This window comes from Pedobacter africanus, assembly GCF_040548825.1.
GTDB lineage: Bacteria > Bacteroidota > Bacteroidia > Sphingobacteriales > Sphingobacteriaceae > Pedobacter > Pedobacter africanus_A.
The window spans coordinates 545,483-567,635 of the sequence record NZ_JBEPSL010000002.1; the positions used below are offsets into that span (position 1 = coordinate 545,483).

General features: G+C 39.3%; 17 protein-coding genes. 7 read left to right on the top strand and 10 right to left on the bottom strand.

The window, feature by feature from the left end; translation table 11 throughout:
- Positions 1 to 67: 67 nt before the first annotated feature.
- The 4 genes from ABIE26_RS12490 (at position 68) to ABIE26_RS12505 (ending at position 4,644) form a co-directional block, all read left to right on the top strand.
- Positions 68 to 1,390, top strand: coding sequence for a hypothetical protein (locus ABIE26_RS12490; protein ID WP_310142459.1), 1,323 nt, complete (start codon positions 68 to 70; stop codon positions 1,388 to 1,390).
- 220 nt (positions 1,391 to 1,610) lie between these two features.
- Entirely contained in the window at positions 1,611 to 2,456 is an 846-nt protein-coding gene (locus tag ABIE26_RS12495) for a DUF4145 domain-containing protein (protein WP_310142456.1), read from the top strand.
- An 85-nt stretch (positions 2,457 to 2,541) separates the two neighbouring features.
- A complete protein-coding gene (locus ABIE26_RS12500; RefSeq protein ID WP_310142453.1) occupies positions 2,542 to 4,275 on the top strand; it encodes an SEFIR domain-containing protein in 1,734 nt (577 codons plus the stop codon).
- A 66-nt stretch (positions 4,276 to 4,341) separates the two neighbouring features.
- On the top strand, positions 4,342 to 4,644 hold the full coding sequence (locus ABIE26_RS12505; protein WP_310142451.1) for a hypothetical protein: 303 nt from the start codon (positions 4,342 to 4,344) through the stop codon (positions 4,642 to 4,644).
- A 73-nt stretch (positions 4,645 to 4,717) separates the two neighbouring features.
- Here ABIE26_RS12505 and ABIE26_RS12510 read toward each other — a convergent pair whose 3' ends face one another.
- The 10 genes from ABIE26_RS12510 to ABIE26_RS12555 all read right to left on the bottom strand — a co-directional run bounded on the left by ABIE26_RS12510 (position 4,718) and on the right by ABIE26_RS12555 (position 18,941).
- Positions 4,718 to 5,200 carry a hypothetical protein gene (locus ABIE26_RS12510; RefSeq protein ID WP_310142449.1) on the bottom strand — a complete coding sequence of 161 codons (483 nt, stop codon included), beginning with the start codon at positions 5,198 to 5,200 and terminating at the stop codon, positions 4,718 to 4,720.
- Between the two features lie 6 nt (positions 5,201 to 5,206).
- Complete coding sequence (locus tag ABIE26_RS12515) at positions 5,207 to 6,361, bottom strand: peroxiredoxin family protein (RefSeq protein WP_310142447.1); 1,155 nt, start codon at positions 6,359 to 6,361, stop codon at positions 5,207 to 5,209.
- Between the two features lie 2 nt (positions 6,362 to 6,363).
- Positions 6,364 to 7,050 carry a hypothetical protein gene (locus tag ABIE26_RS12520; protein ID WP_310142445.1) on the bottom strand — a complete coding sequence of 229 codons (687 nt, stop codon included), beginning with the start codon at positions 7,048 to 7,050 and terminating at the stop codon, positions 6,364 to 6,366.
- Positions 7,051 to 8,021: 971 nt separating this feature from the next.
- Entirely contained in the window at positions 8,022 to 9,608 is a 1,587-nt protein-coding gene (locus ABIE26_RS12525; RefSeq protein ID WP_310142442.1) for a thioredoxin domain-containing protein, read from the bottom strand.
- 152 nt (positions 9,609 to 9,760) lie between these two features.
- Complete coding sequence (locus ABIE26_RS12530) at positions 9,761 to 10,465, bottom strand: glycosyltransferase (protein ID WP_310142440.1); 705 nt, start codon at positions 10,463 to 10,465, stop codon at positions 9,761 to 9,763.
- A gap of 96 nt (positions 10,466 to 10,561) precedes the next feature.
- Positions 10,562 to 12,220: a hypothetical protein gene (locus ABIE26_RS12535; protein ID WP_310142439.1), complete on the bottom strand. Its 1,659-nt coding sequence runs from the start codon at positions 12,218 to 12,220 to the stop codon at positions 10,562 to 10,564.
- 69 nt (positions 12,221 to 12,289) lie between these two features.
- On the bottom strand, positions 12,290 to 13,375 hold the full coding sequence (locus ABIE26_RS12540) for a hypothetical protein (RefSeq protein ID WP_310142437.1): 1,086 nt from the start codon (positions 13,373 to 13,375) through the stop codon (positions 12,290 to 12,292).
- A 2-nt stretch (positions 13,376 to 13,377) separates the two neighbouring features.
- Complete coding sequence (locus ABIE26_RS12545) at positions 13,378 to 13,932, bottom strand: fasciclin domain-containing protein (RefSeq protein ID WP_310142436.1); 555 nt, start codon at positions 13,930 to 13,932, stop codon at positions 13,378 to 13,380.
- Between the two features lie 224 nt (positions 13,933 to 14,156).
- On the bottom strand, positions 14,157 to 15,749 hold the full coding sequence (locus ABIE26_RS12550) for a RagB/SusD family nutrient uptake outer membrane protein (protein WP_310142435.1): 1,593 nt from the start codon (positions 15,747 to 15,749) through the stop codon (positions 14,157 to 14,159).
- A gap of 12 nt (positions 15,750 to 15,761) precedes the next feature.
- Positions 15,762 to 18,941, bottom strand: a complete 3,180-nt coding sequence (locus ABIE26_RS12555; RefSeq protein ID WP_310142433.1) for a SusC/RagA family TonB-linked outer membrane protein — start codon at positions 18,939 to 18,941, stop codon at positions 15,762 to 15,764.
- Between the two features lie 381 nt (positions 18,942 to 19,322).
- Between ABIE26_RS12555 and ABIE26_RS12560 the strand changes: the two genes are divergently transcribed.
- From ABIE26_RS12560 to ABIE26_RS12570, 3 genes are all read left to right on the top strand, one after another.
- A complete protein-coding gene (locus tag ABIE26_RS12560; RefSeq protein WP_310142432.1) occupies positions 19,323 to 20,117 on the top strand; it encodes a heparin lyase I family protein in 795 nt (264 codons plus the stop codon).
- Positions 20,118 to 20,247: 130 nt separating this feature from the next.
- Entirely contained in the window at positions 20,248 to 20,796 is a 549-nt protein-coding gene (locus ABIE26_RS12565; RefSeq protein ID WP_310142430.1) for an RNA polymerase sigma-70 factor, read from the top strand.
- A 68-nt stretch (positions 20,797 to 20,864) separates the two neighbouring features.
- Entirely contained in the window at positions 20,865 to 22,034 is a 1,170-nt protein-coding gene (locus ABIE26_RS12570; protein ID WP_310142427.1) for a FecR family protein, read from the top strand.
- The last annotated feature ends 119 nt before the right edge of the window (positions 22,035 to 22,153 follow it).

The window sequence follows — 22,153 nt, forward strand, 5'->3', positions numbered from 1 at the left end:
ATTATTTGTACATAAAGATTTAATATATAAATTGGCTTAATAATACTATTAAATCTAAGATACAACTATGGCTCTTAAAGTTGATCCCGTTTTATTAATTATATCTCCTATTCATCAATTAAAAAATATTAATCTGGAATTTGGTTTTGACTTAATTATACTAATTTCTAAAGATTCTGAAGATAACAATATAATATATAACCTCATCCAGCATCACGAGGCCAATTTCGTTCAACTCGCAATAACAAAGTATAAAATTTCAGATCTGGTAGTAATTGCAAAGCAAGACAAATTTGATCCTCATATTCTGAAAAAAGATTTGCTGCAGATGTATGAGAACAATACTCATCCTCCCCTGGCGTTATTAATTCCATATAGACAGGTTCCTGTTTATAGTTACAGGGAAGACGGCGCTGTGTGTTCATTTATTGCATCCCTAAGTATCATTGACTTTAAATTCGAGCCCAATACATTTAGAAGACTGGATAAATTATGTTATTCGATCGCCTATTCCTACTTAAATTCTGCTTCGAGTAAGAACATTGAGATTATCCAAGTTGGAAAACCAATGCAAAAGGATATAGAGATTAATGAAAACATTGCTAAACTAGCTAAATCATTAATTGTAATTCCACAAAAAGGATCGTTGAATTTACTCAATAGGTGTTTAACTCATTTAAATAGAATCAAATATATTCCGGCATTTATAAACTTGTGTTTTGACGATCAAGGATTTAAAAGATTTAAAAAAGATGCTTATTGTAATTTACTAAGCCTTTTAAATATTTATAAAAACACCCCAACTAATGTAGGCCCCTACCTTTCCAGGCACTATTCAATAATTAATACTGAAAATGAATATATCTTTTTTCAGGATGCAGATGATGTTTCTCTTGAATCTAGATTTTTAAAACAAATTAACGAGTTAACATCTAGAAATCTGGACATGATTGGTTCACATGAATTAAGAATTGATCAAATAAAGAAAAAGATACTGATATTTAGATTTCCTTTAGATGCCAATAAATCGTTAGATGCCAACCAATTTCATCCTCTTTTTCATCCAACCGCTCTTATTACTAAAAAAGCTTACATGCTGTCAGGTGGCTTCTCAACTGATAGACGTTTTGGCTACGACTCCCAATTTTTACTCCGGGCACACTTCAAAATGAAAATCGGAAATATAGATGACTTTCTTTATATACGATTTAAAAGGCCAAATTCGCTTACAACTCACCCTAAGACTAAAATTGAAGGCAATTTAAGGTCATTTTTAATCTGGAGGTGGAATGTTGATTTCAGACTTGTAAATGAGAATAAGTTGGATTTGAAAGATTCTTCATTGGCCATACAGAAACATAGATTTAAATATAACTTTATCAAAATTTAATAGGCTAATTTTTCAAAAAACTCCAGATGATGGTATTCATACATATGTATGAGAGAATCGAGAAAATTGCTTTAAAATATTTACTAGGTATGCAACATTCTCAATTCTCACTGCACAAGCTAAAATAAATCAATTTCACAATTTTTGTTTAATTTTCTCATATGGAAATAATGGAGAAAAAATACTTTTGCCGGGAATGCGGTGGCCCAAGAAACCCCTTATGCTTTTTGAAAAGAAGAAGTCCGGCGAAGAAATAGATTACAACTTTTTCTGGGTTACAAGGTTCCAGTTAATTGAGTGTGCCGGATGTGAAAACATTTCGTTCCTGGAAAGCTATGGCGATAGTTTCATGATGACGGGAAATGACCATGACGGAATTGAATATTATGAAAATGCCAAAATTTATCCTCCCTATCTGAAAAATGGTGAAGAACTAAAACAAGATCTTCAAATCCCCCAAAACATACGCAACATCTATCGGGAAACAGTTAACGCCTTCAAGATCGAATCCTTGCTGCTTACCGCTGCGGGATTCAGGGCAGTAATTGAGGCTATTTGCAACCATCTTAAAATTAAACAGGCAAATCTGGCAGATCGAATCGACCTATTGCATAGCAAAGGCCACCTCAGCAAAAGTGAATCAAGAAGGCTACACTCTATCAGGTTTCTAGGTAACAAAGCACTTCATGAGATCGAAACACCTAAACCAGAACAACTGGTCATCCTACTTAACATCATCAACCATTTGCTTAGTAATCTATTTATCAATGATAAAATGATGAAAGACAAATTGGATATTGTGGTAGACACCTACGAGGAATTTACCATAATGCTTCAGAAATTAGTCAAAAAGGAAATTAGTGGTACAGATGTAACTATCGACAGTATCTTGGGCAAATCAAAACACCTGGTTTCAAAAAAAAATTATACCATCTTCATGGAAACATTCATTAAAGAAGTCAAAGCAGGGAAATTCGATTTTTTGAAGATAGCTGACGAAACCAAAGAACTTTTTCATATCAAAAGCGTACCAAAACTCAACTCAACGTTGGAGTTTGACATTTGATTGAGTAAGCCTGACAACCAGTCTGGCTAGTTTTTCTTCTGACAAACCTTTTTTATTATTTTTAAGGCAAAAATTAATGCAAAGTATGGATACACAGGATAAAAGGGATTTAGACCGTATATTGAATGTCTTATATAAAGAGAGTCCACTCGCCTGGTATCAGATTTATACCAATCTTGGTATTGAAAAGGATCGTGCAGAACAGCTATTCCTAATCGGATCCGCCTTTAATTACCTGCAGGTGGAACACAAAGGAGGACAGGAATACCCCACTGACAATCATTATGTTGGTTTGACCAAAGATGGCATAAAGTTCTTTGCGCTATCGAACTTCTCAGGAACAGAGAAAACTGTTGAACCAGAACCGCCAAAGCGTTACAATCTATACATTAGCGGAAGTATGGGCGGTTTTAACCTGCTAGACATAGATGAAGAACAGCTCCAGATTGTTGTAGATGCATATCTAGAAGGTAAAGCTGAATTTGCTATTGCAGGCCAGAATTACCATCCAAAAAAATTCCATACGTTAAAGATATTTGAAAATACTTCCAGTTTGAATAGCCGGGAACTCAAACAAATCGGGCGACAGGAAGGAAGCAAGAGAGGTTTTACAGGTAATTTTTTCAGCGATGAAGATTTAGAAGAGTTTGGAAAAGAGCTGACAATGTCCATCATCGGAAACGCACAGTTTGGCTCGGGAAAGCAAATCAACAAAGTTCCGGTGAAGCAGAATAATACGTCCATTGACTTATCCATGGAGAACCTTCAGACAGTTGGAGCTTCTGCCGACGACAAACCAATTTTCATTTCCTATAGCTGGGATTCTAAGGATCACGAGGACCATGTGTTTAGCTTTGCAAATGAATTGCGGAAAAATGGCTTTAACGTTGACATTGACAAAATTATTAGCCAACGTAAAACTTCAGTTAACTTCACCCAGATGATGCACGAGGCTTTTGTACAAAGCGAACATATCATCGTCGTATTATCAGAGGGATACAAACAAAAAGCAGATACATTCCAAGGAGGTGTGGGTACTGAATATCGTTTAATACTGGGGGAAATTGATCGGTTTCCACGTAAATATATTTTAGTAAGTTTCAAAGGCCGCGATGAGTCCATCATTCCTGCTGGCCTAAACGGAAGAGATGTTGTCGATCTTTCAAGCAATGGATTGGAACCACTTTTCAGGAAGCTAACCCAGCAGGATGAGTATGTACTATCTCCAATATCCAAAAACAAGCCTACCCTTCTAAAAAGACAGATTGCTGGTTTTGCCGAGCACCAAGCCAAACTAAATATCAAAACGGAAACTAATAAAACATCTGCCGAGCTTACGGCCAAACGGGTAGAGAAGAAAAAGCAATTGCTTAAGGATTTTTCTCCGTGGCTAAACTATAAAGCCGGGGATCAAAAAAAGCGTTTCAGAATGATTATACATTCCACTGAAAGTGATACTTATCCTGAACAGCCTATGTTACCAAACTTCCCCCCTACCTGGTTTGCGGCCGAAATATATGGTTACAGTTATTTAGGTATGGAATTCTGCAATGAAAACACTCAGATTTACGTAGATGACCATGGAAATTGGAATACAGAGGCCGCCGCACATCTTAAACCTTTGAATGTTCATGTTATCAGGACGATTATCTATGATGACATCGTGACATGGGATATGGCCGGAGATGGCATATACAATTGCCCGCACTTTTATGCGGTTTTTACAGACGGCTATCCGTGGGCTGAAATACATTATGTAGATCACAACAAGAAATATCCCCAATTTAATTCCAGTAACAAAATTGAGAATGCAAAATAATATTTCCTGTTTGTTACTTAGCCTACATGGCAATAAACACTATACCAACTGCCAGATACCATAGCTGTGCTCATCGGTGGAAGCTTTACCGATCCAAACCATGATAATCCTGGAGATATCGATGCAGTTATCCTAATACCGGAGCCCCATCAGGAAAATCCTGACTTGCATGAGGTATATCAGAAAATGTTGAAAAAAATACCTGCTGGCATTGATATCCATTTTCTTCCCGAATACTACGACCTCAGCCACTATAAGGCCTATTCCAACATCTCTCACTTGGCCAGTAAACCGAACGATAAGCAGAAAGAAACCGAAGTGGCTAACAATTCATTTAAGCTTCGGGAACTTGTCAAGATCAACCTATAGAGTTTTAACCCAAAAGGGAGCTGAAGGGAGAAATTAAAGCTACATTAAACTATCCATATAGGCTTAATTGTCTTTAGGCCGTATTTTTGTCAAATACTTCTGTTTGCAAAGTTTTATAAATGGAATAATTTATAAATAAATTTGTATGCTCCATAATTTGAAAATGATCATTGACAACATCTAACAGGTCTAAACAAGATTGTTCCTTTTCTTTACTTTCCGTCATGATGTTTTTACAAATGTTATTCCAATCAACTAACCAACAGAGATCTGCGTTATAATTCTCGCCCCAAACGTCACTTAATATTTCTACAAAGATTAATTTATTTTCCTCAAAATATGAACGACATTCATCTAACGGGATGATTTCATCCTCTATTAATTTTGACGATAGTTTAAGCAGCTTTGGTTTTGAGTTCGCGACAGTGATATAATAGGACTTCAATATCCCTAACTTTAAATACAGTGCAAAGGTATCAATACTTTCTCTGTCAACATTTTCATCACCTAAGAGGTCTATTATAGATTTCGAAATCCAAGTATATGCAGGTTTCATATATAATTAATAATTAAAAATCCTAAACAAGGTATGTTCTAATGCTTTGCCTCTTAAATCTCGCGCAATAATTATCCCCTTTGGATCTATCAGATAATTGGTCGGTATAAATCTGATAGCGTAAGCCCTTTGCGCAATATTATTAAAATCACTTAGTTGAGGCCATAAATTTATTTGATCTGTTTTGATGGCTTTCAACCAGTCATCCTTTGCACTTAACTGATCTCTAGTAACACTGATAATTTGAAAACCAGATGCCTTATATTTATTATAAGCTTTGATTAGTCCGGGATTTTCCTGCCGACAAGGCATACACCAGCTGGCCCAAAAATCCACCAATAGATATTTGCCTCTAAAGTCAGTGATTTTAAAAACCTTGCCCAGCGTATCAGGCAAGGAAATATCTCTAAATACATTGCCGGTAGTCATTTGTTTACCAATAGCCAGTTTATCTGATAAAATTTTAGCTGAAGGTAATTGTCGAATATTAACACTTAAACTGTTGAACAATTTTTCTATTTGTTCAGGTTGCGACTTTATCCTTTGGTTGTTGTAAGGTCTTTCTGCATATTTACAAAGTGCATACAAACCTATCGGCAAATTTGAATGGTTAAGGACATACCATTTATAAATGTTTTCATCAATAGAATTGTCGACGGAATCTCTTATATAGTCTATCCTTTTTTCAACGTCTTCTATTTTCTTATTTTCATAATTTACATTTTTTACTAACCTTACTGAGCGTGCCATAGATTCCTCTACCTGTTTCTCCAACTCATTAATTTTAGTTGCGAACGCTGATTTGTTCGCATTCACTATCTGGGGCTTTAAATCATTGTCGATGTTAATTTCATAAGCATCAGCAGTTATCCAAAACTTTGTTGACGTCAGTTTTTTATTTGGCCAATAGAAAGTTACTGTCACGAATCCGGGTTCAAACAACTGAGTTTTATAACTAAAAATTTTGCTGGTTATCTTACAGATCTCAATTTTTGATTCATATCCTCCAAGATCATTTTTTTCTATCCTCGCTTTAAAAGGTCGTTCTTTAAGATTATTGAAATTGGCATTTATGATCGACCATTTTCCTTCTTGCTGCTGGCCTAGTGAAACAAACTTCGTGCTTGTAAAAAAAAGAACTAACAATACACCTCGCAACATAGTTAAGGCTTACTTTTTTTATCTATCTGTTGTTTTAAGGAAATCCCTTCTTTACTGTTTTTCAGTCGCTCTGAAAGTAACGCGTATAATCCCGATAATGAGCCGGTCTTACTTTCAATTCTATCTCTGTTTGCGGGCACAATAACACTAGTAAGACTACGTATAACTTCAAAGGTAAAAGGTGAATCTGGATATTTTTTGACAAAATCCAACATTTTGCGCCCCGATCTGGAATTCTCATTATATTCATCTAATTGTTTGGTCAGTGTTCCTCTTTCTACAACCTTTGAATATATAATTTTAGCAGGTTCGTCAATGTCAAGCGTTAAATCTTCCAAGATTATTTCTCTAAGGTTTTCTTCGCGGCCTATTACCCATACAAGCTTTCTAAATTTAGAAAGCAGCTCTTCCTTTGAAATGTTGCCTCTCTCATCAACAAATACACAAGCCTGCTGATAAGTTCTACCCTGAAGATCAAATACACCTTGGAACCCGAACTTCCCATCAACAATGGGGGTAATCATAAAGATCTTATCGCTGGAAATAGGAATTCGCTGAGACAACGTGGACAAATAGGCATACTTGGCATTTTTTGTATCTTCTATTCTCCCCTGAATGTTAAAATTAACATCTTGAGCAAATACAAGGTAGGTGTTAGATATTAAAATCAATGTAATAAGTGCTTTCATTTGAATTTTAATTACTAATAAAGATAGATTAGTATTGGAGTTGCCCCCAATACTAATAACTTTCTGTTAACCCCATGAGCAATATTTGCTAGCACATTCAGTAGCAGGATGAACAGTAATGCAACAGTTATAACATATGTCATAGGGTTTGGTCTTCCAGTCGTCACAAATGCCACTTCCATTCCCACCTGAAATCTTTTTCAACTGACTTCTGGACAATACCTCTCCTTTTTTAAGGGCAGGCGCATTTAATTTTAATTTTTTCATAATTATACAATAAAATTTAATAAAATTGTTTTGTAACCTTATCACGCCAGGATACTTTAAGCGGCATCTTTTTTATAACATTTATGCTCGTTACGGGGCTGTTTTGTTGCAACTAAGAGCCCTTTCTTGTACAAGTTCTTTTATAAGAATGCAATTAAACACACTTTTTTACCTTCTGACAGGCTTAATGCTGTCGCATCTCGGGCAACCTGTATCCTATGTCCAACTGGCTGTTTATCAGAAGTAGAAAAATTGGTTGCTTACAATGGTGATTACCATCTCGCTTCAGGGTTATTTTAATTATGAACGAAGATTACATTAGTATTGGAGTTAATCCCAAATACTAATAGAATGAAACTCAAGGCAGCAATTAAGGGAAACACTTGTCAGCGCAATAACTAATAGAATGAAGCTCAATGCAACAATTAAAACATACATCAGGGGGTGCGGTATTCCAGTCAACACAAATGTGACTTCCATTCCCACCCGAAATCTTTTTCAACTGACTCCTGGACAATACCTCTCCTTTTTTAAGGGCAGGCGCATTTAATTTTTTCATAATTATACAATAAAATTTAATAAAATTGTTTTGTAACCTTATCACGCCAGGATACTTTAAGCGGCATCTTTTTTATAACATTTATGCTCGTTACGGGGCTGTTTTGTGCAATTGGCAACCGTTCTTTGGACTAAACTTTTAAAAATTATGCAATTAAATATTCTATGTCGTCTAACCGATAGGGATCCGTCAGCTTATAACCATTCACTAGAATTGTTGGCGTAAAAGCGATCTCTGTCTGCTCGCACCACGTTTTTTGCTTATCCATTATGGTAGTCATACCTTCATTGTATGTAACAGGAAATTTCATTGCCCATTTATCATAATCCTTACTAGCTTCTTCATACCAATCATTTAAAGCCTCTTTTGCCGTTTTTTTATCTTCTAGCATGCTTAATGCTGTCACATGTCGGGCAACCTTGGTCCGCATATCATTATCTTGGTTTGAAGTAGTAAACACCACCTTCACCTGAATATCGTCCCTTTGTGTCAACCACCTATCCAGTGTGCGATGAGCCGTTGCACAGGGGGCACAAAATGGGTTGCTTACCATGGTAATCACCGTTTCTGCTGCAGGGTTACCTAAAATGATCGGCATTAACTCATCGGGCACCTCATATTTCTGCTGGGAACTCAATATTTGGTTAAATAAATCACTATTGTATTTAAATTTCTTCAGTTGATTCTTCAAGGGGCGAAGTTGTGCGGACTGAATAAAGAAAGGCTTGATAAATGACCATATCGCCACGGGTAATAAAAAGCATAAACTATAAATAATCAAATCGGATAAATCAACTCGAAGTATAGCCAAATTGAACAAGCTTCCTTCAAATAAAAATATCAAAGCCTGGCTCCAAAGCAAAGCCTGGACACTACAACACAAGACACACCAGTTTTTTACTTTTATCTGATAGCCAATGGAATAAATCGTATACGGCAGACTAAGTAAGGTTAACCAGCTTAAAAAACTAAAATCCGTTGGCTTAAATAATAAGCAGAAAAAGAACCCTGCAAAATAAAACATACCAACTTCACTCCAGCTAAGCCAGCTGGTCACTTTTGCAGCATCGGATTTCAAGATTGCATTGCAGTCATTTTTTTTACCTAAACTGCAAAGGTTTTGCACTAAAGGATTGTCCGCATCTATACTTTGCATTAGCAACAGTGTACTTACAGTTACACCAAGTAAGGTGACAAAAAACAACAGGAAGTATGGTAGACTTAAAACATGCTGACTAATAGCATAAATGGATATGGAAAGTAAGACGGAAATCAAAAAGGGCAGACGTGCTTGATTCAAAAAACCTTTAACTAAGGCCTGTGTATAATATGGCTCTCCACTATTTTCCTCCTTCTCTGCATAAAGGATAATGCCATCCCAGTTCTCTAAAAAATCTTTTCTGGCAAGCTCCCCATTTTGCTCGGCCTCATTACTAAACTGTACTATATCCTTAGTAATCTGATTTACAAGTAACAGCTGGCCTCCTTCGATTTGTAGATGAGCAATAAGCGGCAAAGGTAACTCGTCAATATTACAAGCTTCCTTATCTAATTGAATTGCCTGGTTTGGAATGTTCCATGATGTTAACGAATCACTTAAAGAAAGCAGGCCTGGATAATCAGGGTGATTTTCAAGATCACTTTTTATTGTATAACTGCTAACAGAAATTCCAAGCTTTTTGATTAAGGCAGTCAATACTGCTATTTGATTACTTTTTTTTGAGAGCGCCATTATGATTTACATAGAGATGTAACTTATTTGGTTAGATTCTGCATTCAAGCAACAGGCAAATACATTAATCTAAATTTACATTAAAAATACTGTTACCCAAGCAAGTAACATAAATATGACAATCTCCTTCCTTGCCGAAAATGAACTAGAGTTTATTCTACCCGAAATCCAAATTTTTCTTTGATAGCATGTACATCCTCTGTCACCAGTTCGCCTGTTTCTCTATTCCATACATTCCCCCCGTGGATCATTTGCATCCATCCAACAGGCTTTTTGAGCACTTTAAACTTACCTTTTTCTCTCAGTTTTAAATGTGGTCCGCAATGAACAGTAGTAATTGAATTTGAATACTTCTCAATTAACGATACAAAAGGATTGCCTTCGAAAACTCTTTGTCGTAGATTATTATTTAATACCGAATAGCTGTATCCATTAATAAACTCTATAAATTCATATTCTTGTTCAAAAAACAATTTTTGGATGCAGTCTATAAAATCACAGTGAATAGCATCGTCATTATCTAGTCTGGAAGTAATAATAAATTCCGGGGGCGACGGAAGGGAGATAAAATAATCTCTAAGACTTTTATCAGCGTCTATATTGACAAGCAGTATGTCAAATTGAATTAATCTTTGTGATAATGCTTTCTTAACTCTTGAAATATGTTCCAAAGGCGTTTTTTCATGCATTAAAATAATCCAAGAAAAATTCGGACAGCTTTGTGAAGCAACCGACGGTAAACAATATTTCTCAAATAAATCGCAACGGTCGTTTAGCCAGTTATCCTGAAGTTCAGTACCGGTTGAATAACCGGTAGTAATATTAAATCTAGTGATAAGAAAGTGACGAAACTTCATAAGTTTAATGATTTTATTAATAACTGAGACAACCTTAAATGTAGAGAATATATTAATGTAAAAAATCGGAGATCTGAGAAAATTGTTTAAAAGTTTCTATTGTCCCCCTAATTTTCCCTCACCGGCCCACACACGGAGCAATTCATGTATTGAACCTGCGCGCTGTGCAGGGGTAGTAACATTATTAACCGCAACGCTTCCCAACCTTTCATTTAACTGCGTAATATAAAGGCTTCTGGGTAACACATGAGTACCCCAACTCTCCCAGTATCCTGCTCCATTTTTGATTTGTCCTACGCAGCCTATACCCCAGTTCTTAGCCCCTTTCGGACTTTCTACCTTGATATCGTAATTTGAAGATTTGCAATTCCAGAATAGGGTTTGTGCACCGGCCCATCCATGTCCGGAGCCCATAGCCTTCCTGTTTTGTACAATGATCTGTCCCCCGAAGACATTATCGAACAGCACACCTGTAGCCCAGCGGTGATGCGGGCCGATATCTGCCTTGGTATCGGTAGAATAGCTGTCCAGAAAAACATTTGGTCCCGGCACCCTGGATCCGGTTACATAATCGTGCCTGCCACCTCTGGTATAACAGCGCTGAAAAAGGTTAAACGATGAGCCGGCCTCCAGGTTGAAAGAATACTTCCTGCTCCCGGTTGTCTGGGATTTAGGATCAAGCATCGCGCATTCTTCTATGGTATTGTAAACCGACATGGTACTGACAGATACACAGGCATAACCAAAATACTGAGCTGTTACCTGTTTAACCCAGCAATTCTCGGTGCGGTTCAATTCTATTGCGTTCCAGGCATGCAGTTCATCGTCATCATTCAGGTAGTAAGATACCAGACGGATGTTTTCTACTCCTGAATTGCTGATACGGCCGCTGATGTTTGTTTTAAAAATATAACCACCCCCGTATTTAGTTTGTATCGGATCAACTATTGGGGCATTTAAAGTGATCGTATTGCCGTTTATCGCTGTTATTTTACGTTCAAAATTGACATCATAATCTGCAGCGGTCCAACCATATTGCGCCATATCCAGTGCGTTGATCCAATCCTGGTTTGGTACACGATAAACAGAGATCTGATCTCCGATAGTAAAACCGGCTGGCGACTCTACATCAAAGGTTAAAGCCCCTGTAGCCACATAATCTGTAGTAATCTTTTTACGGGTGCCTCCAACTTCCGGCATTCCGGACCCTGAACCATTGATCTCTATCAAATTATGTTGCGCTTTTTTTGTGGCTTTAATAATGGTACCATTGCTGCCCTGACCTACTCCACGCAGCACCACCCCACTTCTGTCAATAAGCAAAGTGCCCTCTACCTCATACGTTCCTGCCTGTAGCAATACCGCTCCCCTGATGCCATTCGCATCTGCAGGCATGTTCTTTACCTCATCTATTGCATTTTGAATGTTCAGACGATTGTCGCCTGTAATTGCACTGATGGTCTTTTTTACCGGCACATCGGGTAAAGCCACGCCTCCGCCTTTATAGCCCGCATTGGAGAAATCAGGAACGACGTTGTCTTTATTGGTTTCGCCTTCGTTAGCGAATTTATTATAGGCAAGTTTATTTGCACTATTGATATAAACAAGTGAGGTTGTGTTTTCGGGTGGATTAACTACAGGAGGATTGACAACAGGCGGATCGGTTTTCTTATCTTCCGAAAGGAGGGGTTTTCCTTTTTTGCAGGAAACAGCCCATAACGACAGCGCCAAAAGGCAACAGGAGAGTCTACGCATAAACATTTTTATTATAAAAAAGCCGGAAAGCAGAACGCTCTCCGGCAACATAAACCTATACCAAGTTAACTATTTAAGAATCGTTCCGTCGTTAGAAATGAATACGCTGTTTACAAACCCAACTGTACCGGTTTCATTAGCATTAGCCTTGCCAGGATAAGCAATCTGAAAACGACTAGCCAGTGGGTCTTCGAAACCAGGGTAAGTTGTTTTACAGTAAGCGAGCCAGTCTTTAATACCATTGCTGGAGAACCATTGCACCCCATCCACATAGGCAGTGAATACATTATTTGCATCAATTGCAAAGGCAATACTTTTTTCTACACCCGTTGCGGATCTAAATATCGGGCTTTTTCCCTTTACAGGATTTATCAACGGCAGCGGATTTGGCAATACCGCGGTATTGGTGCTAAATACTGATCTATTGGCTGCAGGCACAAATGTTTCATACCGGATCTGATAGCTGTCTGTCGTTGCCGGGTCAACTGTTGGATAATATTCCCATCTGATCTCTCTCAGGAAAGGATAATCGGTATTTGTTGAAGGCTGTTTAAAAAACAGCGAGATGATAACCGGTTGCCCGGCCCTGAAAAATGTTTTCCAACCCAGTTTAGTACGTATTGAAAAAGGAATCCTCAAATCTGAAAGATTCAGGTCCCTTCTTAAAATTGGAGTCTTACTAGCTGTTGTCGCTACAACTTCCATAATACTTTTTAAGGGGTCGTTATCCAAAATCTGATTGGCAGTTGCATCTGCAATTGACCAGCCGTTTCCTTCGAAAGCGAACCTACTTTGAAACTCATCAAAGAAGTACCGGGTTACTTTCAGGTTTGTAGAACGCGAAGTTTTTTTACCATTCAGATCGGCAGTAGCTGTAACGGTATAATCGCCAACAGCAGCCGGTGCAATCCAGAGGTTTTCAAATAAATTCTGGGTACGCCAGCCATCAAATGTTCCGCCGGTTGCTTCCCATTTATAGGAAAGTTTGGTATTGTCACTGCCCTGAGTTCCGGCCCATACTTTTACCTTTTCCCCAAAATAAAACTCTTCCCCGGCCTTACTTAAAGTTACAATTTCAACTTTGTCATCTTTTTTACACGATACTGCAGCTATGCAAAGTATCATGAATATGCCTGTGTGATATAACTTTCTCATAATTATTTATTATTGATAATATCTCTTCTTGTTGGTGCACTAAAATAACGGTCCATTACGTGAACCACTCCATTGGTAGCATGCAAGTCTGGTGTGCGGGGCCTGTTTTCGCCTGTTCCACCAACATAATTGTTAATAAACAAAAACCCGTCCCTGCTTGCCTGCATATAAATCCAGACTTTTGCAGAATCATTTGTTGCACTGATACCATAGGTATCCACCCATTTTCCAATAGAATTCAGGTTCTTAAAGTCGTAAGTACCCTTTAATACATGGTACTTCAGCCAGGCAGCAATCCTGTCAACAGGGTACTGGCTCCAGTCGGATCCTTTAACGGTGAGATTGTAAGTCGGGCTGGCTGGATCGGTATCTAAAAACTGGTTTCTTGAATAATAACTGTTGGCACTTTCAATATTGGTTGTTGCATTATTTGTAAGCAGCAAATAAGTATTGCCCGATTCCGTATACATCGGTTTTACATCTTTATAATTTGGATTTTTATCTACATATTCGATGGCTTCCAGCATTCCTGAAAACAGATCAGGACGTGATTTCATAAAATCCATCACATTTAAATTTATCTTATTGTCATAATATGACGGCACGTACTTATCATTTTTTTGTAGCGGCAGCTTATCACATGCGGCAAATGCTAAGCACGAAATAAAGACTGCCGGCGCGATTAGTTTTTTAATAGTTTTCATCAGTATATATTTATATTTCAACTGTTGCAGACTCAGATGAGCCTTAATGTCATCTCTCAATCGTGTTGTATAATGCCTTATTCATCATAAGGAGGATTTTGGTCGCCTACCAATTTACGGTTGGCATTAAATGCCGCCGAGGCAATCGGGAACATGATCCTTCCGATATTTGTTCCTTCATATTTGGTTGCACCTGCTCTTGCCCCCAAAATTGGGTTCATTATGCCGATTAAGTAAGTATAACCGTTGGTAAAATCATACATTTTTCCAATGCGGCATAAGTCAAACCATCTTTTACCCTCGCCCAACAACTCATACTGGCGTTCGGTAAGGATAGTGCGCTCAATACCTGTCATAACGTCTCCTGTATAATCGGCCAGCTTAGCCTGGGTTTTATAGCCTACCCGGCTTCTAACAGCATTTACAATATCCAGGGCTTCCTGGTATTTTCCTGTATGGGCCAGGGCCTCGGCCCTTAACAACATGATATCAGCAAAACGATAAATTGGCAGTTTCACATTACATTCGCCATTTGCCTGATATATAAATGCGCCACCAGGTTGGCCATCACTTCTTTTTGCGGCCGGGTCAAATATGGTAAATTTACCAAAGGCACCATTCATGGCATTATATTCAACAGGGGTTTTATAACTGATCATGTCAAAACTTGTAGTTAAACGGCCGTCGGAAGGCAACGAAGTTACCGGGTCAGTTCTATCAAACAATTCCTGAAAAATGCGGGGAGTAATCATGTAATTGTTGGTATTGGAACCAGAAGCCAGTCTTGCACAAACCCCAACACCACCACCGCGTTCAATGTTATCCCAGTAAAGGTTAAAAATGGTTTCTGTTGAAGTTGCAGGATCAGTAAACATATTCTTCCAGCTTTGCGCATTGGTAACCCAGGTACAGCCACTCTCAGTAATTGTATGTTGTGAAGCAGTCAGGGCAAGGTCATATTGCTGGAACCACATGTATACATCTGTTTGCAAAGCATAAACAGCAGCTTTCTGCATGTTATATTTATTCGTTTTATTGGTACCTATGGTTTTCAATGCCAGATCGATATCATCCAGGATTCTTTTCTTTACATCTGCTATAGGCGACCTCTCAAACTGGGTTGGCTGGCCATAAGTTTCAAGCGGCTCGGTAATCAATGGCATTTTACCCCAAACCCTGAGGCCATAGAAATACATTAAGGCACGCAAACCATAACATTGACCAAGATAGTCGTTATAAGTAGCCGTAGCTCCACCAATGTTTTCGCTGGTCATTTGCGGATAGTATTTAATGCCATAGTTACAAAGCGAAATGGTGGTATAAAGATTTGCCCAACTGGCTGCCCCGGGATTGGTACTTGTGCCAACAATATCCGGATCACTTGCCGATAAGGCATTGTTTAAAAATTTGGTTTGTGCAGTTCCCGTACCCGCACCTTTAACATTATCGGCACGAACTTCGCCCCAGTCAAACCAGGCGGTATTCAAGGTAGTTTGCATAGAGTTGTATATACCCGCCATCCAGGCATCAGCATCTGCCTTATCTTTCCAGAAGCTTCCGGGCGTGATGGTGGAGATCGGATCAGCCTCCAGGAACTTTTTACACCTTGTAGCAGTTAGCAGGATCAACAATCCCCCTAATAATAATATTGTGAATCTAATCTTTTTCATGATCTTCTACGATTAAAATGTTATACCAAGTCCTAATCCCATCTCTCTTTTGCGCGGATATTGTCCGTTATCAAGTCCAGGCTTAAGCACACTATTTTGTCTCACTTCCGGGTCAAAACCTGTGTATTTTGTCCAGGTTAACAGATTGTTACCATAAACATACAGGTTAAAGTTAGCAATATGGAACCGCTCGATAAGTTTTCTTGGCAGCTGATATCCCAGTCTGACATTCTGCAAACGTATAAAGGAACCATCTTCCAGATAGTAATCGTTGGTTTTACGAACGTTATCAGCACCCTGCGTTCCTCCAATGTATGCATTGGTAATTTGCCCCGGGTATTTATACATATTCAGGATATAAGAAGGTTCTGGAGTTGTATTACTATTGGAGAAAGAAGCCGTATTTCTTCTGTTTTCATTGTAAATACTGTTTCCAAAGTTTCCGTACAGAGAAACTGCAAGAGAGAAGTTCTTATAATTAAAGTTATTGCTCCAACCCAGGCTCCATCTTGGCTGTCCGTATCCGGTTACAATTTTATCTTCGTTACCAATGTTGCCATTTAAAATGCCATTGGCATCGGGCTGATTTTGCCAGATCACATCACCACCCTTAGAAATGTTACCATTGGTAGTCAATTGTTTTATAGTTCCGCTGTATGGTGTCCCGTCAGGGTAAGTATAACCTAATAAATTTGGCTGCATATTTTTCCCGATGATCACATTGCCCAATTCATCTTTCTGAAATTGCGGGATCAGCCTGACTTTATAGTCTTCTGTGTAAGCATTGGACTGATCGTACTGATAAATACCCAGGAATCTGTAACCAAAAAAGTTCCCGGCTTCTTTACCTTGTGCAACAATCCAGTTGTCATCTACATAATCACCACCCGGCAGGCTAAGGATTTTGTTTCTTACCCTTGACCAGTTGATGGATGTTTGCCAGGTAAAATCTTTGGTTTGGACAGGATAACCTGAAACCATCAGCTCAATACCTTTATTTTGAAGCGATCCTGCATTGATCCTGGCTTTATTAGGGAAGCCGGATTCTAAAGGAAGTGGTGCGTCATATAATAAATCAGTAGTTTTCTTTACATAATAATCTCCCACAAAACTTAACTTACCTTCAAAGAAAGTTAAATCCAGTCCCACGTTTGACTGGGTAGTCTCTTCCCATTTCAAGCCACTGTTACCCAACCGGGTGTCGGTACGCACACCGCTAACCCCATTGTAATAATAGTTACCGAAAATAAACTGTTGAACAGCATCAAAATCACCAATCTGCTGGTTACCGGTAATACCCCAGCTACCCCTCAGTTTGGCATCAGTTAATATCTTTTTAGACCATTTCATGAAGTTCTCATCACTAAACCTCCAGCCAATTGATGCTGCTGGGAAATAGCCCCATTGATTTTCTGTACCAAATACAGATGACCCGTCTCTTCTTAACGTTGCATTCAACAGATAACGTCCTTTATAGTCATAACCAACTCTCGTAAAGAAACCTACCAATGCCGATCCACTGCCTTTAGAGTAGGTATCAGCTGGCGTCAACTCTCCTGCTGCGTTTAAAGTATGTACATTTTCACTTACAAATTTTCTACCTGTAATCTGTATTTCACTCAGGTTATTTTTTTCAAAATTGGTTCCCAGCATTGCTGAAATGTTGTGATCACCAGCGATTGTTTTTTTATAGTTCAGCACTGCGTTCCCCTGGGTCCTGACTGGTATATTTGTTTCGTCTTTACCCGAACTGGCTGCACTGGCCCCGTTTTCCAGCAATTTGGAGTTGAAGGTTGTATTTCTATTAAACTGTACGTCCGCAGAAGCATCTGCATGGAACTTTAAGTCTTTGGTAAAGGAATAGTCAAAGCCCTGAAAAATCACCGCCCGATAGATGGAAGTCAGATTCTCTCTCAGATAAGCTTCTGCTATCGGATTTTTCCTTCCCCCATTGTCATAAATCAACTCTCCGCTGGGTAAATACAGGGTTTGTTGCGGACCACGTTGAAGCGCCTGCTGAATTACCTTACCCTCGTTGATGTTGTTTCTATTCTGGTAACTAAAACTAAGCTGTGTTGACAGGCCTACTTTTTTAGAGGGCTGATATTTCAGGTTGGTACGCATTGTAGCCCTTTTATTAAAGCTATTCAATATAATCCCCTGTTCGTCGAGATACTGCAAGCTATTGTAGTAATTCAGCTTCGGTGTTCCACCGCTCATGGACAAATCAAACTGATTACGTACGGCGGTTTGCGTAATTAACGATTGATAATCATTATCTGCATTTTTATTGTAAGCTGTTGAATCGTCCGGGTGAGGATCCAGGCTGATTCTGTTTCGCTGATCAAACATTTGCCGTTGCAAACGGTTGGACTGTGGAATATGACGCGACAGGTTACTGTAACTTCTCAGGTAATCAACATTGATTCTTGGTTTGCCATCTTCGCCCTGTTTAGTCGTAATCAAGATTACACCATTCGCTGAACGGGAACCATAAATGGCTGATGAAGCAGCATCTTTAAGGATTTCGATGGACAATATATCTTTAGGATTGATGGACATGATATTTTTCATAGGTACCCCATCCACAATGTACAAAGGTTTAACACCATCGTCAGAAAGTGTTGACATACCCCGAATGGTGATGTCACTTTCATCTCCCGGTGCACCAGAACTACTCATTACCCTTACACCCGGAGCCGCACCCTGTATGGCATCGAAAATCGAAATGGGTTGTTTTTCTTCAATTGCTTTCGCATTAATAGAACTGATTGCCCCGGTTACATCTCTTTTTTTCTGCTGTCCGTAACCTACCACAATTACCTCGTCCAAATCAGACAATGAGGTTTGCAGCTTTACATTAATAGAACGTCTGGCTCCAACCACTTCTTCCTTTTTCTCGAAGCCGATATAGCTAAACACCAATACCGACTGGGCATTTGGAACTGCAATCGAATATTTACCGTCCTGCCCTGTTTGCGCTGCCGTTTTTGTTCCTTTCACCTGTACGCTTGCCCCTGGAATGGTTTCCCCTTTGTCGTCGGTTACCGTTCCACTTACTTTGATAGTCTGGGCATAAACTGCGGCACCCGCAAGCTGCAACATAATCAGCAGCAACAACTTTTGGGCAGCCCCCTTCATTCCAAACACTTTCAGGCAACAGGAAATTGTTCTTGTAGAATTTTTGTTCATATCGGATATATTTGGTTTAAATTTCCAAACCAAATAACAGTATACTGTCCTTCCTTATCCCCTTTTTTATTGGCAAAGAAGCCATTTTGCTGTGATGCTTAATTCGGCTAGTATAAAGTAATTTGGTTTATGCAATTGACTAATAAGTTTTCGATTTTTTATTACTCAAATTACCCAAGCATTCAACTATCTTGGCAATCAATTCAGCTCTTCACAATTCGCGGATTTCTTCACTTCAGGAGTTACAAAGGTCTATTTCTATATACCCGGGCAAGATCCTGACCATGCCATGCTAATCTGGTTTACTGATTGGCCTATAGCGCAGAATAACACACCTGGTTAACGCCATAAATTAGAGCTTATTAACCAAATATATTCCTTATGAAACAAATTAAAACAGTAACCCTGGCGCTCGCCTGCGCCGCTGTAATGCAGTATGGCTGCAAAAAACAAACCGCCTCAGAACTTCCTGCCGAAGAGAATGAGAAAACCGGGCGAACTCAAAAAACAGCCTCCGGAGGTGTACAGATCATGTCTGTCCTCTTTAACGGAGACGCATCGAACGGATCTTCCAATGTATGGAAAAACATCAACATTGAAGGCACCGGAACCGTAACCACCGTAAATGATGAAACTGGCACCTTATGCTGGAAATTCCTGAAACCTGTAAACAGTCACCGTACTGAGGCCCGCGGAGCAAAGAATTATCAAGCCCAGGATGGCGATGAAATCTACATTGGCTGGACCAGCAAGATCTATATGCCTTCTACCCTCAAAACAGAAGCCATATTTCAATGGAAATCGTATCCAACTGCGGGCTCACTGCAGAACCATCCGCTAATGCTCAGGACCAAATCGGGGAACCTGGAACTCCAGCATTTTGACGACAACCATGTAGCCACTGTGCCATGGTCTACCACCCTTTCCACCAGCACCTGGCTTAAATTTGTGATCCGTATGAAGGTGTCCCGGAACCCTGCTGTAGGTTACATCGAATTCTGGTACAACGGGGTTAAGCAGACCTTTACAAATGGCAGTCAGCGCCTGTATTGCAGAACCCTGGATGTAGATGACTGCGATCCAAAATGGGGCGTATATGGCGGCGATGCTTCACAGGTTACCCATTTTGTGAAGAAGATCAGGATAGGCACTACCTATGCTGATGCACAGCAATAATAAAGCTCCAGAAATGACAAACTGTTCAGGCAGTTTGTCATTTCTTTACCATACACTTATTTTGCCCGTACACACCTTGTATTGATCCTCCACAAACACTATTTTTGCAATTCATTCAACATCAATAGAATTGCCAGAACAGCCACAGCATATTGCCAGTACTTTTGAAGAATTGTTCAGGAACAATTATGCCAGGCTATGTCATTTCGCAATGCAATTTTTAAAAGATGATGATGCCGCCAAAGACATTGTACAGGAAGTATTTGTTACCTACTGGAACATGGACAAAAACCTGGCACCAAACGCGTCCACTACCCAGGCTTTTTTATATTCCTCTGTAAAAAATGCCTGCCTCAATAAACTGCGCAGACAGAAACTGGAACAGGGATTTTTAAATGACCAGGACGCAGACCCCTCGGAAGATGCTGTTGCCTTGAATTCGATGATCCGCTCTGAAGTTATGGCCGAGCTGCACAAAGTGATTACCACATTGCCCGAGAATTGCCAGAAAATTTTCCGCATGGGTTACCTGGAAGGTTTAAAAAACCCACAAATTGCCAACGAACTGGGCATTAGCATCAATACCGTTAAAACGCAGAAAAAAAGAGGACTGCACCTGTTAAAGGTTCGCCTCAATCCGGACTTCTTCGCTATTATTTCCTTGTTTCTGCTGAAATAATCAAATTATAAAAAATATTTCGATTTTCCTTCACCCCCTTTTGTTTTTCAGGTTTCCTATAAATGTCTATGGAAACACCAAACAATTTTAAATACAGTTCTCAACTCATTATTAAGTTCCTTAAAGATGAACTTAACGCTCAGGAAAAGAGGGCCTTTGAACTTTGGCTCAATGCATCCCCGGCTAACCGGGAACTGCTGGAATCTTTCCGCAATACCGCAACTGTGCAACGAGAGATCAATTATATAGATGCAGTTGATACCAATAAAGGCTGGGAAGAAATTTCAAAACAAATACAGGTTAAACCGGTAAAGGTATCTTTCTGGAATAAAATACTGAAATACAGCGCTGCCGCCATACTGTTAATCACAACAGGTATTGGCCTTTATTACTATACCTCAAAAAATAACAACGATGAGCCTAACGGTACCCTTGCATCACAGGATATTATGCCTGGCAGTCAGAAAGCGGTACTGCAACTGGCGGATGGTTCTGCCCTTGATCTGGGCAGTAATAAATTCTCGCTCAAAGGCGAAAACGGAGAGGTAGCGGTTAGCGCTGCAAAAGGAACGCTATATTTCGGGAACAATAAAGGAAGCAGGGCCAAAGGATACAATCTGTTGAAAACACCCCGGGCCGGAGAGTATAAAATGGTTCTTCCCGACGGAACTAAGGTCTGGCTAAATGCGTCATCAACCCTGCGTTTTCCGGCAGGTTTCAATAGAGAAGAACGTCGCGTACAGCTTACAGGAGAAGCGTATTTTGAAGTTGCCCATAACAAGAAACTCCCATTCAGGGTAAGTTTTAACGACACAGAAGTAGAGGTATTGGGTACCCATTTTAACATCAGTACTTTCGGCAATCAAAGCAAGACCACACTGATAGAAGGCTCCGTTAAAGTGACCGAAGCCGGCAAACAACAACTCCTCAAGCCCGGAGAAGAAGCTACAGTAAATGAGGGTAAAGTAGCTATCCACAAAACAGACACCTACAAATCCATAGCCTGGAAAGAAGGTACTTTTTATTTCCAGGATGATCTGATGACAGATATTATGGACCAGGTCCTCAGATGGTACAACGTAGAAATTATTTATAAAGGTAAGCCTGGCACCAAAAGATATAGCGGAAATATACGCAGGCAAGCTACACTAAAGCAGGTGCTGGAAATGCTTAATGCAGTAAGCGGAACGAAATTCAGCCTGGAAGACAGAACCGTAACCGTAGATTTTAACAACTAAAACTTTAAACCACATGAAATAACCATTACTAAACAATCACCGGAATTTAAGAATACTGACATAAAAAAATCCGGGGACATTGCAGTGTTCCCGGATCAAAAAGTGTGGCTGTGTTTATT

Bases quoted from the DNA above. Each gene is read 5' to 3' on its own strand.
- ABIE26_RS12490 (WP_310142459.1), top strand. From the start codon at position 68: ATGGCTCTTAAAGTTGATCCCGTTTTATTAATTATATCTCCTATTCAT.
- ABIE26_RS12495 (WP_310142456.1), top strand. From the start codon at position 1,611: ATGCTTTTTGAAAAGAAGAAGTCCGGCGAAGAAATAGATTACAACTTT.
- ABIE26_RS12500 (WP_310142453.1), top strand. From the start codon at position 2,542: ATGGATACACAGGATAAAAGGGATTTAGACCGTATATTGAATGTCTTA.
- ABIE26_RS12510 (WP_310142449.1), bottom strand. From the start codon at position 5,200: ATGAAACCTGCATATACTTGGATTTCGAAATCTATAATAGACCTCTTA.
- ABIE26_RS12515 (WP_310142447.1), bottom strand. From the start codon at position 6,361: ATGTTGCGAGGTGTATTGTTAGTTCTTTTTTTTACAAGCACGAAGTTT.
- ABIE26_RS12520 (WP_310142445.1), bottom strand. From the start codon at position 7,050: ATGAAAGCACTTATTACATTGATTTTAATATCTAACACCTACCTTGTA.
- ABIE26_RS12525 (WP_310142442.1), bottom strand. From the start codon at position 9,608: ATGGCGCTCTCAAAAAAAAGTAATCAAATAGCAGTATTGACTGCCTTA.
- ABIE26_RS12530 (WP_310142440.1), bottom strand. From the start codon at position 10,465: ATGAAGTTTCGTCACTTTCTTATCACTAGATTTAATATTACTACCGGT.
- ABIE26_RS12535 (WP_310142439.1), bottom strand. From the start codon at position 12,220: ATGCGTAGACTCTCCTGTTGCCTTTTGGCGCTGTCGTTATGGGCTGTT.
- ABIE26_RS12540 (WP_310142437.1), bottom strand. From the start codon at position 13,375: ATGAGAAAGTTATATCACACAGGCATATTCATGATACTTTGCATAGCT.
- ABIE26_RS12545 (WP_310142436.1), bottom strand. From the start codon at position 13,932: ATGAAATCACGTCCTGATCTGTTTTCAGGAATGCTGGAAGCCATCGAA.
- ABIE26_RS12550 (WP_310142435.1), bottom strand. From the start codon at position 15,749: ATGAAAAAGATTAGATTCACAATATTATTATTAGGGGGATTGTTGATC.
- ABIE26_RS12555 (WP_310142433.1), bottom strand. From the start codon at position 18,941: ATGAACAAAAATTCTACAAGAACAATTTCCTGTTGCCTGAAAGTGTTT.
- ABIE26_RS12560 (WP_310142432.1), top strand. From the start codon at position 19,323: ATGAAACAAATTAAAACAGTAACCCTGGCGCTCGCCTGCGCCGCTGTA.
- ABIE26_RS12570 (WP_310142427.1), top strand. From the start codon at position 20,865: ATGGAAACACCAAACAATTTTAAATACAGTTCTCAACTCATTATTAAG.